Source organism: Pseudomonas fluorescens group sp. PF-69 (assembly GCF_054481235.1).
This window is the reverse complement of record NZ_JBTMNC010000001.1, coordinates 926,103-942,117: the sequence shown is the minus strand read 5'-3', so window position 1 is coordinate 942,117 and position 16,015 is coordinate 926,103. Positions and strand designations below refer to the sequence as shown.

The window sequence follows — 16,015 nt, the reverse complement described above, 5'->3', positions numbered from 1 at the left end:
TTGCGCATCATAACGCGGCGGCGAATGCATTCGCCTGTGGCAGCGTGCGAAATCGTTGTTGACGGTGATAGAGCTGTTAATGGGGACGGTGGATTTAATTTTATTGATGACGCTTTCTCAGATCGAATCTCTTCATTCTGATTTCGAGGCGCTTTTTCTCGATCATTGATCTTTTGCTTTCAAGTATTCTTTTATCCAGTTTAAGGCTGGCTCGATGCTGGATGATTTTTGCGGGCTGTTCTTCCCAGCTCCAGAATATAAAACTGTTCTTTTTGGCGTTGGCTACCAATTCCAGATTGAACACTGCAACTTCAAGAAAGCCTTTTGAGTCATACCGCACAGGGATAACCTGAAAGCGCTTGCCATTAAGACTCTCCTTATCCAGTGAGGCGATCGCCGGATTGTCCGGCTTCAACGCGTCGAGGGTATCGATCATGGCGTTCCCTTGTCGGGAGTCGGGCATGCTCTGTGCGCTCTGAACCAGAAAATCCGCGATGCTCGTCGAGATGTCGTATCGCGTGCGAGTGAAGATGGCGTCCTGAAAGACAGACCAGCCAAAAAAATTCAGCGTCACTACATACTCATGTAGCCATTTTTCCGAATCTGTAAAGCGGCTGCTGACCAGGTCCGCGGAATGGGTGGCTATTTGTGTGCAATAGGTAAAGTCATCGTAATCCGCTGGTGAGAGTTCACTGATGCATGAAATAAGATTGGGGCCGGTTAATGTTCCGGAGGGTTTTTCCATAACCATACACTGCTCCTTGTATGTGGTTTTTGTGTTGTGATGCGTGTTTTTAATGGTTGATGAAACTACAAAGAATCATCGGTAGTTGAAATGATGGCGGGTTATAAATTTGATTCTTGCTGTTAAGCGTTTTCGTGGCGTTATTGCCTGATTGAATTGCCCCTGTGCAATACAGGCTCGAACAGCGCAAAGCGGCCCCGGGATCGCTTTTCGTCGTCAATCTGCGCGGGCTTTTCATCCGGCCAGACAAAGCAGGCATAATGCTGCCCTTCATTTCGTACCGGTCATCCTGTGAATCCACATCAGAAATCCACCCTTTTGCGCCCTTCGGCCTGTCCCGGGTTGTTGCGGGTCGTCCAGGCATTGGACGGTGGTATCTGCCGGATCAAACTCAGCGGTGGCTCGATCAAGGCCCGGCAGGCGATCACCGTGGCAGAGGGCGCCGAACGATATGCCGCTGGGGTGATCGAGGCGACCAACCGTGCCAACCTGCAGATTCGCGGGATTGGCAGCGAAACGGCGGCGTTGATCGACAGCTTGCTCGCCGCTGGATTGGGGCCGAGGCATGCCGAGGGCGATGATGTCCGCAATCTGATGCTCAGCCCGGCTGCCGGGATAGACCCTCAGATGTTGTTCGACACCCGCGCACTGGCGGAACAGGTGCTGGACACGCTGCAAACTCATGCGCGCTTCCACGATCTGAGCGCCAAGTTTGCCGTGCAAATCGATGGCGGCGAAGCGCTGGCGATGCTGGAACACCCGCATGATCTGTGGCTGAGCGCGACAAAGCAGGATGGCACCCATTGGCTCGTCTTCGGCCTGGCCGGCACCCCCATGGAGGCTGCGCTCGGTGCGGTGAGGCTGGACGATGGTCACGCATTGGTGGTGGCGGTGCTGGAGTTGTTTCTTGAACTCGCACGACCGGATCAGACGCGAATGCGCCACTTGTTGGCCGAATACCCGGTCGCCACGTTCCTCGCCCGGCTGCAGGCGCAGTTGCCAATCAACCCCGTTGTTGGCTGGCAACGCCGCGTGAGCCCGGACTTTCTGCACATTGGCGCGCACCCACAGGCACAGGCGAGCCTGGTGTACATCGGCGCCGTGCCGCCGCTGGGCCGACTGACCCCGGATATGCTCCGAGGCGCGTCGCAACTGGCGCAAGCGTTCGGCGATTCGAGCCTGCGTTTCACCCCTTGGCAGAGTTTGCTGTTGCCCAATATCCATGAGGAAAACGCCGCTGAAGTCATTCGGCGCCTGGAGTCATTGGGCTTGCTATGCGGAAACGCTCAGCCATTGTCCCGGTTGATCGCCTGTACCGGATCCAGCGGCTGCGGCAAAGGCCTGGCCGACACCAAGGCGGACGCGTTGCAACTGGCTGCTTTGCTGCAACGCCATGGGCATGCATTGAAGGTGCACTTGAGCGGTTGCTCACGATCCTGTGCTGCCGCGCATATTGCTCCGGTCACTTTGCTGGCCGTTTCTCCCGGTCATTACGACCTCTATTTTCGCGATGCAGCGCAGCCGGGATTCGGCGCCCTGCACGCACGCAACCTTACTATCGACGCGGTCGGCGCCTTGCTCGACGCCCGCTCACGGAGCCCCCTAGATGCTTGATTACATCCGCGACGGTCAGGAGATCTATCGCAATTCCTTCGCGATCATTCGCGCCGAGGCCAACCTCGCGCGAATCCCGGCCGATCTGGAAAAACTCGCGGTGAGGGTGATTCACGCCTGCGGGATGGTCGATGCCATCGACGGTTTGCAGTTTTCCGAAGGCGCGGGCAAGGCCGGACGCGATGCGCTGGCGGCCGGTGCGCCGATCCTGTGTGATGCGCGGATGGTCTCCGAAGGCGTGACCCGCGCGCGCTTGCCGGCGAACAACCCGGTGATTTGCACCCTGCGCGATGAAAGCGTGCCTGAGCTGGCCCGTGAGTTGGGCAACACCCGCTCCGCCGCCGCGCTGGAGTTGTGGCGCCCGCATCTGGAGGGCAGCGTGGTGGTGATCGGTAATGCGCCGACCGCGCTGTTCTATCTGCTGGAAATGCTCGACGCCGGGGCACCGAAACCGGCGCTGATCCTTGGCTTCCCGGTGGGCTTCGTCGGGGCCGCCGAATCGAAGGCAGCGCTTGCCGCCGACAGCCGTGGCGTGCCCTTCGTCATCATGCAAGGCCGGCTGGGCGGTAGCGCCATGGCCGCGGCCGCCGTCAATGCCCTCGCCACGGAGATCGAATGATGCAGCAACCAGGACGTTTGATCGGCCTCGGCGTCGGCCCGGGTGATCCTGAACTGATTACCGTCAAAGCCCTGCGCCTGTTGCGTGAATCGCCGGTGGTGGCGTACTTCGTCGCCAAGGGAAAAAAGGGCAACGCCTTCGGCATCATCGAGGCCCATTTGCAGGATGCACAAACCCTGCTGCCGCTGGTTTACCCGGTGACCACCGAGGCACTGCCCGCGCCGCTGTCGTATGAGCAAGTGATCAGCGATTTCTACGATACCGCTGGCGAACAACTGGCCGCGCACCTGGATGCCGGTCGGGACGTGGCGGTGATCTGCGAAGGTGATCCGTTCTTCTACGGCTCTTACATGTACCTGCACGATCGCCTGGCCGACCGCTATGACGCCGAAGTCGTGCCGGGCGTGTGCTCGATGCTCGGCGGTGCTTCGGTACTCGGGGCGCCGCTGGTGTATCGCAATCAGAGCCTGTCGGTGTTGTCCGGTGTATTGCCGCACGATGAGCTCAAGCGTCGCCTGGCCGATGCAGACGCGGCGGTGATCATGAAGCTGGGGCGCAACTTCCCCAAGGTCCGCCAGGTTCTGGAAGAGCTCGGGCTGGCCGAGCGCGCGCTGTACGTCGAGCGCGCGACCATGGCCAATCAGAAAATCGTGCCGCTGGATGAGGTCGAGCCGATGTCTTCGCCGTATTTCTCGCTGATCATCGTTCCCGGCGAAAGGTGGCAAGGCTGATGCCCCGTCCAGTTCCGGCGATTGTCATACTCGGCAATGGCAGCCTTGCGACCGCGCGCAAGATTCAACAACTCTACCCGGATGCGCTGATCTACGGTCTGGCCGAACGGGTTGAGGGTGCGGACTGTCTCTATCGTGAGTTCGGTGCGACGTTGCGCGATCTATATCGGCAAGACACGCCGATCATTGCATTGTGCGCGGCCGGGATCGTGATTCGCACACTGGCGCCGCTGCTACTGGAAAAGGGCAGCGAGCCGCCGGTGCTGGCCGTGGCCGAAGACGGCAGCGCAGTGGTGCCGCTGCTCGGCGGCCTGGGGGGGGTGAACGTGTTGGCGCGAGAGATCGCCGCTCATCTCGAGGTGGCGCCTGCGATCACCACCAGTGGCGAACTGCGTTTTGGCACTTGCCTGCTCAATCCACCCAGCGGTTATGCCTTGGGCGACCTGGAGCTGGGCAAGCGTTTCGTCTCCGATTTGCTGGCCGGTGAAACGGTGCGCATCGAAGGTTCGGCGCCCTGGCTGGCGCAGGCGCAGTTGCCTGAGGATGAGCAGGCGCGGTTGACCGTTCATGTCGGCCATGCCGAGCGAGCGGTTGCGGCCAATGAGCTGCTGATCTATCCGCGTTGCGTGGTGGTCGCGGTAAGACCCGGCGTTGCGGATTTGCCGAAGGTGATTGGTGATGTTTTGCATCAGGCCAATATTGCCCGGCAATCGCTGGCCTGCCTGTTGGCTGCCGACACGGAAATGGCTGACCCGGCTCTGCGTGAAGCCGCACTCGAATTGGGCGTACCCCTGCGTTTTTCCAGCGCGGTTGGAACGCTCGGCGAGCTGGCCCGCGATGCCATCGGGCAGGCTGTTTCCATCGCTGGCGATGAAACCGTCAGCGTAGCGGTCGCCGAACAGCCAGTGGACCCGCTGCAGATCGGCCGACCTCGCGGGCGCCTGGCAGTGATCGGTCTGGGGCCCGGTGCGGCCGAGCTGATGGTCCCGGCGGTGAAGGCCGAACTGGCTCGCGCCAATGATGTGTTGGGTTACGAAACCTACGTACGCATGGCCGGGCCATTCCGGGCTGATCAAGTGCTGCATTGCACCGACAACCGTGAAGAAATGCAGCGTGCGCGCCATGCTTTTGAACTGGCGGCCCAAGGGCGGTCTGTGGTGGTGGTGTCGTCTGGCGATCCGGGTGTCTTTGCCATGGCTGCCGCCGTGCTGGAAGCGCTCGACGAGTCCACGGACGTCCATTGGCACAACGTCGATCTCGAGATCCTGCCGGGCGTTTCCGCGTCGCTGGCAACTGCCGCACAAGCAGGCGCACCGCTGGGTCATGACTTCTGCGTGTTGTCGCTGTCGGACAACCTCAAGCCCTGGTCGATCATCGAAAAGCGCCTGGATCTGTCGGCCCAGGCGGACCTGGCCCTGGCGTTCTACAACCCGATCTCGCGCTCGCGCCCGTGGCAGCTGGGGCAGGCGCTGGACATCGTCGCCAGGCATCGCACAGCTGAAACGCCAGTCGTGCTGGGGCGTGATATCGGTCGCCCGGGTCAGACCTTGCGGGTGACGACACTCGGGCAATTGACTGCCGATCAGGTGGACATGCGAACGATGGTGCTCATTGGCTCGTCGACGACTCGTGTGATTCCTCGCCCGGACGGTAGTACCTGGGTGTACACGCCACGTAGCTACGGCGATAAGCTCAATCCCGCCCGATAGTAACTGCTTCATTTTTTGTATCGAATAACCCCGGATCGCCCGAACTATTGTTCGGTGGCGGTCCGGTTGGTTTCGTGCACTTTTTGTTGTGGTCGTAATTGTGTGCATGATTGTTTTGTGCACGCTACATAAGTTGTATTTAGTTGTGGTTGTTGGTTGAGTTGGGTCGAGTTAGATTTGATTCGCTCCGGGAGGGAGCGGTGTTTAATAAATAAAAGGATATTATTGTGAGTGAATTTGAAAGTTCTTTAAGCGTTTCTGACAGTATCAATTTGGTAAGGGCGCGCGTTGAAAGGCGCAAAAAGGCCGGGGCAGGCAACCGGCTGAAAAGGTCGGTGCCGTCGACGGTTGCAACGGGTCCAACAAAAGAGCTGGATGCGCTGGTGCTCGGCAATAGCCTGATTGGCTATGGTGACAAGATAAGCATTGAGAACATGGCGATTATCGAAAACTTGATCACCATGTCGAAAATGGAGGCCAGTTACGAAGTTCCAGGGAATAAAGATCCCAAGGCTTGGTATCACGCCTTTACGACGTGCATGGAAGATCTGGGATGTTTTGTTCCAGATAAAGGTTACTCGAAATACAGCGCAACTTCGCTGAAGCTGGAAATCGATAATGTCATGGTTGATATTGTCCGGGCTGCCGTTGAGGCGGCCAAGGCTGCCTTGCCAGGCGCCGCGGTGCTTAGTGCGGTCGCGAACTCTACATTGGACGCCCTAAAGAAAGAGCCTGAAGCCATCAACTTGCTGAATATAGGGGCGAAGAGTGCTGAAGGCGTACGCTTGTCCACGATTCCCTGCGAACAAATGTCGAATGGAATTATTCTGGTTGCGATAGCCGCTGTTGATCATCAAGGTGGAGGCCGTGAGGGGGGGTGCTGTTTGTCGACTGGAAAACTTCCTCGCTGGATATTTTTCACGGGAAGTCGTACGTAACCTTCAATCCTGCCCGATATGCGGAAATAAGGGCGGACATCGAAGAGTATCTTGGCGAGCATCGAAAGGAAATTTTGGTCAAGCGTTTCAGGCGTCGCAAGTAACACGAAAGGGTCAGAGGCGTCTGCTGCCTCTGGCCCGTCTGAAAATTGGTTCGTTGATTGATGCTGGAGTTATCCCTTCCGAGTGAAGTCTCGGAGAGGGCGGTGCCGGTCAAGGAATCAGATAGCCCTTGACCCCGGTGAAAATAATCTGCGCCGCCAACGCACACACGAACAACCCCATCAATCGGCTGACGATCTGCAATCCCTGGTCGCCAAGAATGCGCTCGATATGATTGGCCAGGTACAGCACCACGCCGACCGTGAAACTGGCCAGGGCAATACTGAGGATTGCGGTGAGCTTGTCGTCCCAGTGCGGCTGGCTCACACCCATGACCAGCAAGGCACCGATGGTGCCGGGGCCGACCGTAAGCGGGATGGTCAGCGGGACGATGGTCACGTCCTGTTGCACGTTGTCGGTTTGCACTGCCGACTTGCCTTGCGCCATGCCGAGTGCCGAGATGAACAGCACGCTACCGGCACCGATGCGGAACGCATCCACAGTGATGCCGAAGACGCTGAAAATCACTCTCCCGAACAGGTACAGCAAGACGCTTGAAACCAGCGTGGCGATTGCCACTTTCCAGGCCAGGCGACGCTGTTCCTTGCGCGAGTAACCGCGGGTCAGACTGATGAAGCAGGACAATACGAAGAACGGGCTGTAGAGCACCAGCATCTTCAGGTAAACACTGAACAACACGTGAAGCATGGTGCAGGCTCACTGGCGAGGGAAGTCGAGGAGGGGAGTCTATCAGGCGTTGCCGGGTCTGTCGGCTCAGGACGTTGGGGTCGTGGCGCGGTTTTGCTGATCACGCTGGGCAACCCAGTGTTCGATCAGTTCGCGCAGTTGCGACAATTCGACGGGTTTGGCCATGTGTCCGTCCATGCCGGCGTGGCGCGCGCGCTCCTTGTGCTCGGCGAGAATGTGCGCGGTCAATGCCACCACGGGGGTGCGAGTGCGCTGGTTGCCGACTTCCCAGGCACGCAATTGCTGGGTGGCCGAGAAGCCATCGAGGACCGGCATCTCGCAATCCATCAGTACCAGGTCATAACGCTGGGCCTTCATGGCCTGGAGGGCTTCTTCGCCATTGCTGGCGGTGTCCGGTTGCAGGTTGAGCTTGCCCAACATGCCGCGGATGACCTTGGTCGAGATGCTGTTGTCTTCGGCCACCAGAATGCGGAAGTCGCTGGGGACCTTGATCGGCAGAGGTGGACCCAATGGCTGCTGCATCACGGCGAGGCCCTTGTTGCGCTGGGTCAACTCGTCGGCCAGGGTTGTCTTGAGGGTGTAACCGGCCACGGGTTTGGCGAGGATGCGCTTGATTCCGGAGTTGCGTGCGATGATCTTGCTCGGCGCATTGCTGATGCCGGTGAGCATGATCAACAGGATGTCGTGGTTCAGGCTCGGGTCTTCCTTGATCTTGGCGGCCAGTTGCATGCCGGTCATGCCGGGCATGTTCTGGTCCAGCAGGACCACGTCGAAGTAGTCGCGCAGGTGCGCCTTGGTGCGCAGTAATGCCAGCGCCTCCTTGCCGGAGGGTACGGCGCTGACGTTCAGGCCCCAGGCGCTGCATTGCTGCACCAGCACTTTGCGGCAGGTGTCGTTGTCGTCCACCACCAACACCCGTGCGCCCTGCAACGGACCGTCGAGGTCGGAAGTCGGGTGTTCGAGACGGTCAGGGTCCAGCGGCAAGGTCAACCACAGTGTGCTGCCCTGGTTGTTGCCACTCTTGATGCCGAACTCGCCGTGCATCAGGCGAATCAACTGACGGGCGATGACAAGGCCCAGATTGCCGCCCAGCCGGTTGGTCGAGAGGAAATGCTTGCTGTGCAATTCGGCGTGCATCAGCGCGTCGCGCTCTTCAGCGTCCATAGGCTCGCCGCTGTCCTGCACGGCAATGCGCAGGCGCGGTTTGGGGCTTCGTTCGTCGAGCGCGACGACGATCAGGATTTCGCCTTCATCGGATTTTTTAAGGGCGTTTTCAACCAGGCTCAACAGGGTCTGGCGCAAACGTGTCGGATCACCGCTGATGACCCGTGGCACTTGCGGCTGGATGAAGCTGATCAATTCGACGTTCTGCTGTTCGGCCTTGGCGCGGAAGATGCTCAGGCAGTCTTCGATCAGGGCGTTGAGGTCGAACTGCACATCGTCCAGTTCGATCTGTCCGGATTCGAGCTTGGAGATGTCGAGAATTTCGTTGATCAGCGTCAGCAGTTCGTTGCCGGCGCTATGGATCGTCTGCACGTAGTCGCGCTGCTTGACCGAGAGTGGCGTGCCCAGCAACAGCTCGGTCATCCCCAGTACGCCGTTCATCGGGGTGCGGATCTCATGGCTGATCTTCGCCAGAAATTCAGCCTTGGCGTTGATTTCGGCGTTGCTGGCGGCCAGGTCGCGACTGATGCTGAAGCGGTCTTCGGTGATGCTGCGCTGGCGCTCGCTCAAGGCGATGCTCATCAGCAGGCCGCTGATGCAAATGAATGCCAGCAGGGTGGTGATCAGGCCATGGGGTTCGATGTGGGTCAGCCCCAGCAGGGCAGGCAGGATGATCAGTATGCCGAGGTTGAACACCACCATGGCGGCCACGAACAGCCGCGCCGGGCGATAGCCTTTCTGCCAGTGGAAGGCGCTGACGAACAGCATCGTCAAGCCTGCAAGGGCCACCAGTCCGTAGGTGATGAAGTTCAACGGCAACGTGTTGACGAACAGCAGTAGCAACCCTGAGATCGTGATCAACAGAATTTCGCCCACGATCACTTTGTTCAGCGGGTGGAAACCGAGGGGGGCGAAGAAGCGTAGCGCGAACATCAGGCCGCAGGGTGCCGTCAGCAACAAGGCGAGGTACGCGCCTGGGGTTTGCACCGCTTGCCACTCCGCAAGCCAGGGGCCGGCCAGATTCAACAGCAGGACCAGGCTGAGCATCAGGCAGCCTTCGGATGCCGCCAGCCACAGGCTGCTGCGTGAGTGGGTGTAGGCGTAACGGATGAGGTTGTGCAGGATCAGCATGCCAATGCAGCCCAACAGCAGGCCGTAGATCAGCGTCTGGCTCTGGTTGGCTGCGGTCATGACCGCTGATTGCAAGGTGATGTAAGGGCGTAGCTGGTGTTCGGAAACCAGCCGCAGGTAAACATCGAGAGGCTTGTCGCTTTGCGGCAACGGCAGCATCAGGTCGCTGCTGGGCAAAGGTCGATCGGTACTGGTTTGTTCGCTGCCTGTCTTCGATTGCTCGATCAGCTTGTCGCCGTCCAGCACATACATATTGAGGTGCAACAAATCGGGTGCGAACACCCGGAGCAACTGTTCATGCTTGCCGGGAGCAAGCCGGAACCGCAGCCAGAGTGCGCCTTCGGGCTCGGCGGCGGTGAGCTCGTCGAGTTCGATAGGGCTGAATTGATTGGTATAGCGTGTGGAACGGATGTCGCTCAGCTGCAGGTCGCCCTGTTCGTCGAGCAAAACGGACCAGCCGCTGCCTTGTGCGGCCTGAGCCGGAAGCATGCAGAGCAAGGTCAGCAGAGTGACGGTAAAACCTATGGCAATCCTGAGCCAGCGCACGGCGAAATCCCTTCGTAGGTTGATGCCAGAATATAACTATGCGCGGCGCCGGAATAGTCAGGCAAGGGCTCGAAGCCCTTGCCCGGCTGAATGGATAGCTTATTCCTGATTTTCGCCACGCTCGCGGGCAATGGCACGGTAGCCAATGTCCTTGCGATAGAAACAGCCTTCCCAATCAATTTTGGCTGCCAGCTTGTATGCCTGCTGTTGAGCGGCATCGACGCTTGCGCCCATGGCGGTGGCGCACAGCACCCGACCGCCGGCCGTCACGACTTGTCCGTCCTTGAGTGCAGTACCGGCGTGGAAGACTTTGCCTTCCAGTGTCGCGGCTGCATCCAGACCCTTGATGGCCGCGCCTTTGGCATAGTCACCAGGATAGCCGCCAGCGGCCAGAACGATACCGACGCTCGGACGTGGATCCCATTGCGCTTCAACTTTGTCCAGCGCCTGGGCCAGGGCTGCTTCGACCAGCAGTACCAGGCTCGACTGCAGGCGCAGCATGACCGGCTGGGTCTCAGGGTCGCCGAAACGGCAATTGAATTCGATCACTTTTGGGTTACCAGCCTTGTCGATCATCAGACCGGCGTACAGGAAACCAGTGTAGACGTTACCTTCCTCGGCCATGCCGCGAACCGTCGGCCAGATCACCAGGTCCATGACGCGCTGATGCACTTCATTGGTGACCACCGGAGCAGGCGAGTAGGCACCCATGCCGCCGGTGTTCGGGCCGGTATCGCCGTCACCGACGCGTTTGTGGTCCTGGCTGGTGGCCATCGGCAAGACGTTCTTGCCGTCAACCATGACGATGAAGCTGGCTTCTTCGCCGTCCAGGAACTCCTCGATCACCACGCGGGAACCGGCGTCGCCGAAAGCGTTGCCGGCCAGCATGTCGCGCACCGCGTCTTCGGCTTCGGCCAGGGTCATGGCCACGATCACGCCTTTACCGGCGGCAAGACCATCGGCCTTGATCACGATTGGCGCGCCTTTTTCACGCAGATAAGCCAGGGCCGGCTCGATCTCGGTGAAGTTCTGATAGTCGGCGGTCGGGATCTTGTGGCGAGCCAGGAAGTCCTTGGTGAACGCTTTCGAACCTTCCAGCTGAGCGGCGCCGGCGGTCGGGCCGAAGCAGTCGAGGCCGCGGGAGCGGAACAGATCGACGACACCCGCGACCAGCGGCACTTCAGGGCCGACGATGGTCAGGGAAACGTTTTTCTCGGCAAAGTCTGCAAGTTGCTCAAGCGCCAGCACATCGATGGCGACGTTCTCGCACTTGGCTTCAATGGCGGTGCCGGCGTTGCCCGGAGCCACGAAAACCTTCTGCACACGCGGATCCTGAGCCACTTTCCAGGCCAGGGCGTGTTCACGGCCACCGCTGCCAATGATCAAAACATTCATTTCAAAAACCTCGGATGACGCTAATTCTGTGGGCAGCGCTGAAGCTGCTTTTCTGTGGGAGCGAGCCTGCTCGCGAAAGCGGTGCTTCAGGCACATCGCCATTGAATGTGCCGCCGTCTTCGCGAGCAGGCTCGCTCCCACATTTGATCGTCGTACTTAATGACGGAAGTGGCGCATGCCGGTAAACACCATCGCGATGCCGGCTTCATCCGCCGCAGCAATCACTTCAGCATCACGCATCGAGCCGCCTGGCTGGATCACAGCCGTCACGCCCGCCTTGGCCGCATTGTCCAGGCCGTCACGGAACGGGAAGAATGCGTCGGAAGCCATCACCGAACCCGCTACCTGCAGGCCGGCATGTTCTGCCTTGATCGCGGCGATACGTGCCGAGTTCACGCGGCTCATCTGGCCAGCGCCGACACCGATGGTCTGACGGTTCTTGGCGTAGACGATGGCGTTGGATTTAACGTACTTGGCGACTTTCCAGGCGAAGATCAGGTCATGGATTTCCTGTTCGGTCGGTGCGCGTTTGGTCACGACTTTCAGGTCGTCGGCGCTGATCATGCCGATGTCGCGGCTCTGCACCAGCAGGCCACCGTTGACGCGTTTGTAGTCCCAGGCCGCCGCGCGGTCAGCCGACCACTCGCCGCAGGCCAGCAGACGTACGTTGGCTTTGGCGGCCACGATGGCGCGGGCTTCTTCGCTGACGCTTGGGGCGATGATGACTTCGACGAACTGGCGCTCGACGATGGCTTTGGCGGTTTCAGCATCCAGCTCGCGGTTGAACGCGATGATGCCGCCAAAAGCGGATTCGGTGTCGGTGGCGTAGGCCAGGTCGTAGGCCTTGCGGATACCGCCTTCGGCGTCCGGGCTGACGGCCACGCCACACGGGTTGGCATGCTTGACGATCACGCAGGCTGGCTTGACGAAGCTCTTCACGCATTCCAGCGCGGCATCGGTGTCGGCCACGTTGTTGTACGACAGTTCCTTGCCTTGCAGCTGGGTCGCGGTGGCGATGCCGACTTCGGCAGGCTTGGCTTCCACGTAGAACGCCGCGCTCTGGTGCGGGTTCTCGCCGTAGCGCATTTCCTGGGCCTTGATGAACTGGCTGTTGAAGGTGCGCGGGAATTCGCTGCGACCTTCAGTGCTGAGGGTGTCAGCGGCCTGGTTCACGGTGCCCATGTAGTTGGCGATCATGCCGTCATAGGCAGCGGTGTGCTCGAAGGCCTTGAGCATCAGGTCGAAACGCTGGGCGTAGGTCAGGCCACCGGCCTTGAGGTTTTCCAGGACGCCGGCGTAATCGCTGGCGTTGACCACGATGGCCACGTCCTTGTGGTTCTTCGCTGCCGAACGCACCATGGTCGGGCCGCCGATGTCGATGTTTTCGATCGCGGTCGGCAGGTCGCAGCCTGGCTTGTTGATGGTGGCTTCGAACGGGTAGAGGTTAACCGCTACCAGGTCGATCGGCTTGATGCCGTGCTCGTTCATGATGGCGTCGTCTATACCGCGACGACCCAGGATCCCGCCGTGGATTTTCGGGTGCAGGGTTTTCACCCGACCGTCCATCATTTCGGCAAAGCCGGTGTAATCAGCGACTTCCACTGCGGCAACGCCGTTGTCCTGCAGCAGCTTGAACGTCCCGCCGGTGGAGAGGATCTCGACGCCCAGTGCTTCAAGTTCTTTGGCGAATTCGAGGATCCCGGTCTTGTCGGAAACGCTGATCAAGGCGCGGCGGATCGGCAGGCGGGTAGTCTGGTCGGTCATTTCAATTTCCATCAAAAGCAAAGGAGTCAGCAAAAAAGGCGACCGGTTTTACGCGGGCGCCTTTCTGGTTTGATTGAATGCTTACAGCAAATCGTACTGCTTGAGTTTCTTGCGCAGCGTGCCTCGGTTCAGCCCGAGCATCTCGCTGGCTTTGGTCTGGTTGCCCTTGACGTAGTTCATCACGCACTCGAGCAGGGGAGCCTCGACTTCGGAGAGCACCAGGTTGTACACATCCGTGACGGCAGCGCCCTCAAGGTGGGCGAAATAATTGTGCAGCGCTTTCTCGACACTCCCGCGAAGGGTCTGGCCTTCTTCACTCGGGGTATTGAGGTGCTGTTTCAAATTCACGTTGTCGCTCACGGGTGTTGTTCCACTCACTAAAGTCTCGGTCATCATCGTCATGCGGCCACCCCCTCTCCGTCCCCTGTCAGGCTCTTGTAACGTTCGGCGAAGAAGCCCTGAACGTTGGCGCATTGTGCTTCCGTATCTTCCAAACGATTGAAGTGGGCGCGAAACTCCCTGGCGCCCGGCAAGGTTGCGAGATACCAGCCCACATGCTTTCGAGCAATGCGTACGCCCATTACGTCTCCGTAGAAGGCGTGAAGCGCAGCCAGATGCTCTAGCAGTATGCGTTCCACTTCGATCAGTTCCAGCGCCGGGAGCTTCTCGCCGGTTCGCAGGAAATGGTCGATCTCGCGAAAAATCCATGGCCGCCCCTGGGCAGCCCGACCAACCAGAAGGCCATCGGCACCGGTCGCATCAAGCACGTATCGGGCCTTCTCTGGCGAGTCGATGTCGCCATTGGCGAAGACCGGCATCGACACCGCCTGCTTGATCGCGGCGATGGTGTCGTACTCGGCTTCACCGGTGTACAGATCGGCACGGGTGCGGCCATGGACCGCCAGCGCCGTAATGCCTGCCTGCTCGGCGATCTTCGCCACGGTCAGGCCGTTCTTGTTGTCCCGGTCCCAGCCGGTACGGATCTTCAGGGTCACCGGCACATCAACCGCAGCCACGACGGCCTGCAGGATCTCGGTAACCAATGCCTCATCCTTCAACAGGGCGGAGCCGGCAGCCTTGTTGCAGACTTTTTTTGCCGGACAGCCCATGTTGATATCAATAATCTGTGCGCCCAGCTCGACGTTGGCCCGGGCCGCATCCGCCAGCATCTGTGCGTCACCACCGGCGATCTGTACCGAGCGTGGCTCGGGATCACCTTCGTGGATCATGCGCATGCGCGACTTGCGGGTGTTCCACAAGCTCATGTCGCTGGTGACCATTTCCGAGACTACTAGCCCCGCGCCCAGTCGCTTGCACAGCTGACGAAAGGGTTGGTCAGTGACGCCCGCCATGGGGGCGAGAATCAAGCCGTTGTGTAATGTGTATGGGCCGATGCGTACCGCCGACATAGGACTTCCCTGTTGTGGGGCCGGATCATGAGAGTTCGAAAAAGGGTTGGCATGATACCCGCTCTCGATGACTGGATAAAGGCTGAATTGAACAAAATCTGAACAGTTATTCCGTTATCGCCAGCGGTTTGGTCCGGGCGGATAAAGTCAGAAAGTTGTCGTCAATTCGGGATCGGTGAACGGTTTCACTCCGGCGAGTGGAAGCTGAGGCTGTAGTTCACCGCTTTGGCGCCTGGATCGAGAATGTCCAGTGCGATGTGGATCGGTGTTTGCGGGGGCATTTCGGCCATGCCTTCGAGGTCGCCGCTCAGGTACTCGGCGGGCTTGAAGCGACGGCTGGCGATCAGATGGCCATTGAGGTCGGCAAAGCGCAGTTCCAGCAACGGGAATGGCTGGGAGAAGGGCGCGCGGTTGTAGATGATCGCGTCGACCACCAGGGCGCCGTTGAATTCCGGGTGACTGCGCACCACCAGGTTGCTGCTTTTGATTTTGGCGATGTCGACTTTGGATGGCACTGTGCAGCCGATTTGCGGGCACAGTTGCTGGAACCACGGACGGTATTGGTCCTGACGTGCCAGTTCATCGAAGTGGTAAGCAACGTACTGGCCGGCGAGCGCACCGGCGCCGAGCACGATCAGCAGTAGCCAGAAGAGTCGGCGACCCCACGGGGAGCGACGTTTTTGCCAGTCGAGTTGCAGCGGATCATCGGTCAGGTCTTGCAACACGTCGGTGCGCACGCCGGGTTCACTGCGTTCGCGTCGCTTGCGCAATGGCTCGATCGAGGGCAGGTCGTCGTCATGTTCGTCGCTTGCAGTGGCCGACAGGCGTTCATGATGAACCGGTGTGTCGAGCGGGTCGTGCAGGCGCAGTTGTGGCGGTGTTGCTTCGTCCTCCGGTTCTACGGGCTCCAGGGACAGTGAAGGTTCGGTGCGCGAGGGTTTGTTCGGGACCTGCTCCGGTTCCGGCAAATCCTCTTCTTCGGTCTGGGCGCGATCGGCAGCCGATTCGCTGAACAGGCTGTCGGACCAGGGCTCTTCGGTCTCGGCGGTGTCGCGACGGGCGCTGAGCGTGTCTTCGCGATGCCGGGTGAACTCCGTGGTCGGCTGGATTTCCCGCTGCTCGAGTCGGGCCAGTTCTTCGTCGAGGTCGAGGCTGTCGAGGTCCAGCTCGGCGGCTGTCCATTGTTTTTGGCTGATGGCGCGCGGTTCTGCGGGTGGCGGTGCTTCGACGGTGGCCGGGACGACCGGTGCGACAGGCTCCTTGCCGGCCTGCTCAAGCAACTGCTTGGCGGCATTGAACACCTGCAGGCATGAGCCGCAGCGAACAACGCCGCGAGCCACGCTCAACTGAGCATGGCTGACGCGGAAGCTGGTTTGGCAATGCGGGCACTGAGTGACGAAGCTGTCGGTCATGCGGCGATCCGGATTATGCAGAGGCTCA

At 59.8% G+C, this 16,015-nt stretch carries 13 protein-coding genes; 5 read left to right on the top strand and 8 right to left on the bottom strand.

Translation table 11 applies throughout. The features are described 5' to 3' along the window. Positions 1 to 100: 100 nt before the first annotated feature. Positions 101 to 751 carry a hypothetical protein gene (locus ACX3YF_RS04305; RefSeq protein WP_130206396.1) on the bottom strand — a complete coding sequence of 217 codons (651 nt, stop codon included), beginning with the start codon at positions 749 to 751 and terminating at the stop codon, positions 101 to 103. Between the two features lie 285 nt (positions 752 to 1,036). Here ACX3YF_RS04305 and cobG point away from each other — a divergent pair, with 285 nt between their 5' ends. The 5 genes from cobG to ACX3YF_RS04280 all read left to right on the top strand — a co-directional run bounded on the left by cobG (position 1,037) and on the right by ACX3YF_RS04280 (position 6,356). Then, positions 1,037 to 2,359, top strand: coding sequence for a precorrin-3B synthase (gene cobG, locus ACX3YF_RS04300; protein WP_458973452.1), 1,323 nt, complete (start codon positions 1,037 to 1,039; stop codon positions 2,357 to 2,359). Further along, positions 2,352 to 2,978: a precorrin-8X methylmutase gene (locus tag ACX3YF_RS04295; RefSeq protein WP_047536952.1), complete on the top strand. Its 627-nt coding sequence runs from the start codon at positions 2,352 to 2,354 to the stop codon at positions 2,976 to 2,978. Before cobG ends, ACX3YF_RS04295 begins: the two co-directional genes overlap by 8 nt. Beyond that, positions 2,978 to 3,709, top strand: coding sequence for a precorrin-2 C(20)-methyltransferase (locus ACX3YF_RS04290; protein WP_189340373.1), 732 nt, complete (start codon positions 2,978 to 2,980; stop codon positions 3,707 to 3,709). Before ACX3YF_RS04295 ends, ACX3YF_RS04290 begins: the two co-directional genes overlap by 1 nt. Continuing rightward, entirely contained in the window at positions 3,709 to 5,418 is a 1,710-nt protein-coding gene (cobJ, locus tag ACX3YF_RS04285; RefSeq protein WP_130206402.1) for a precorrin-3B C(17)-methyltransferase, read from the top strand. The genes ACX3YF_RS04290 and cobJ overlap by 1 nt, the downstream gene beginning before the upstream one ends. Positions 5,419 to 5,645: 227 nt before the next feature. Next, positions 5,646 to 6,356 carry a hypothetical protein gene (locus ACX3YF_RS04280; protein WP_458973451.1) on the top strand — a complete coding sequence of 237 codons (711 nt, stop codon included), beginning with the start codon at positions 5,646 to 5,648 and terminating at the stop codon, positions 6,354 to 6,356. Between the two features lie 213 nt (positions 6,357 to 6,569). On the opposite strand, the gene ACX3YF_RS04275 is transcribed toward ACX3YF_RS04280, so the two are convergent. The 7 genes from ACX3YF_RS04275 to ACX3YF_RS04245 all read right to left on the bottom strand — a co-directional run bounded on the left by ACX3YF_RS04275 (position 6,570) and on the right by ACX3YF_RS04245 (position 15,987). Continuing rightward, entirely contained in the window at positions 6,570 to 7,166 is a 597-nt protein-coding gene (locus ACX3YF_RS04275) for a MarC family protein (protein ID WP_047536956.1), read from the bottom strand. Positions 7,167 to 7,232: 66 nt separating this feature from the next. Beyond that, on the bottom strand, positions 7,233 to 10,007 hold the full coding sequence (locus ACX3YF_RS04270; protein ID WP_458973450.1) for a hybrid sensor histidine kinase/response regulator: 2,775 nt from the start codon (positions 10,005 to 10,007) through the stop codon (positions 7,233 to 7,235). Between the two features lie 99 nt (positions 10,008 to 10,106). Continuing rightward, positions 10,107 to 11,402, bottom strand: a complete 1,296-nt coding sequence (gene purD, locus ACX3YF_RS04265; protein ID WP_047536961.1) for a phosphoribosylamine--glycine ligase — start codon at positions 11,400 to 11,402, stop codon at positions 10,107 to 10,109. Between the two features lie 156 nt (positions 11,403 to 11,558). Next, positions 11,559 to 13,166: a bifunctional phosphoribosylaminoimidazolecarboxamide formyltransferase/IMP cyclohydrolase gene (gene purH, locus ACX3YF_RS04260; RefSeq protein WP_130206406.1), complete on the bottom strand. Its 1,608-nt coding sequence runs from the start codon at positions 13,164 to 13,166 to the stop codon at positions 11,559 to 11,561. A gap of 81 nt (positions 13,167 to 13,247) precedes the next feature. Next, positions 13,248 to 13,568, bottom strand: coding sequence for a DNA-binding transcriptional regulator Fis (gene fis / locus ACX3YF_RS04255; protein ID WP_015093301.1), 321 nt, complete (start codon positions 13,566 to 13,568; stop codon positions 13,248 to 13,250). Beyond that, positions 13,565 to 14,575 carry a tRNA dihydrouridine synthase DusB gene (dusB, locus tag ACX3YF_RS04250; RefSeq protein WP_056852460.1) on the bottom strand — a complete coding sequence of 337 codons (1,011 nt, stop codon included), beginning with the start codon at positions 14,573 to 14,575 and terminating at the stop codon, positions 13,565 to 13,567. The genes fis and dusB overlap by 4 nt, the downstream gene beginning before the upstream one ends. Before the next feature lie 185 nt (positions 14,576 to 14,760). Further along, complete coding sequence (locus ACX3YF_RS04245) at positions 14,761 to 15,987, bottom strand: DUF3426 domain-containing protein (protein ID WP_130206408.1); 1,227 nt, start codon at positions 15,985 to 15,987, stop codon at positions 14,761 to 14,763. Positions 15,988 to 16,015 lie beyond the last annotated feature (28 nt).

Excerpts from the sequence above, each read along its gene's own strand:
- cobJ (WP_130206402.1), top strand. The coding sequence starts at position 3,709 with ATGCCCCGTCCAGTTCCGGCGATTGTCATACTCGGCAATGGCAGCCTT.
- purH (WP_130206406.1), bottom strand. The coding sequence starts at position 13,166 with ATGACCGACCAGACTACCCGCCTGCCGATCCGCCGCGCCTTGATCAGC.
- ACX3YF_RS04275 (WP_047536956.1), bottom strand. The coding sequence starts at position 7,166 with ATGCTTCACGTGTTGTTCAGTGTTTACCTGAAGATGCTGGTGCTCTAC.
- fis (WP_015093301.1), bottom strand. The coding sequence starts at position 13,568 with ATGACGATGATGACCGAGACTTTAGTGAGTGGAACAACACCCGTGAGC.
- dusB (WP_056852460.1), bottom strand. The coding sequence starts at position 14,575 with ATGTCGGCGGTACGCATCGGCCCATACACATTACACAACGGCTTGATT.
- ACX3YF_RS04295 (WP_047536952.1), top strand. The coding sequence starts at position 2,352 with ATGCTTGATTACATCCGCGACGGTCAGGAGATCTATCGCAATTCCTTC.
- ACX3YF_RS04305 (WP_130206396.1), bottom strand. The coding sequence starts at position 751 with ATGGTTATGGAAAAACCCTCCGGAACATTAACCGGCCCCAATCTTATT.
- purD (WP_047536961.1), bottom strand. The coding sequence starts at position 11,402 with ATGAATGTTTTGATCATTGGCAGCGGTGGCCGTGAACACGCCCTGGCC.
- ACX3YF_RS04245 (WP_130206408.1), bottom strand. The coding sequence starts at position 15,987 with ATGACCGACAGCTTCGTCACTCAGTGCCCGCATTGCCAAACCAGCTTC.
- ACX3YF_RS04290 (WP_189340373.1), top strand. The coding sequence starts at position 2,978 with ATGCAGCAACCAGGACGTTTGATCGGCCTCGGCGTCGGCCCGGGTGAT.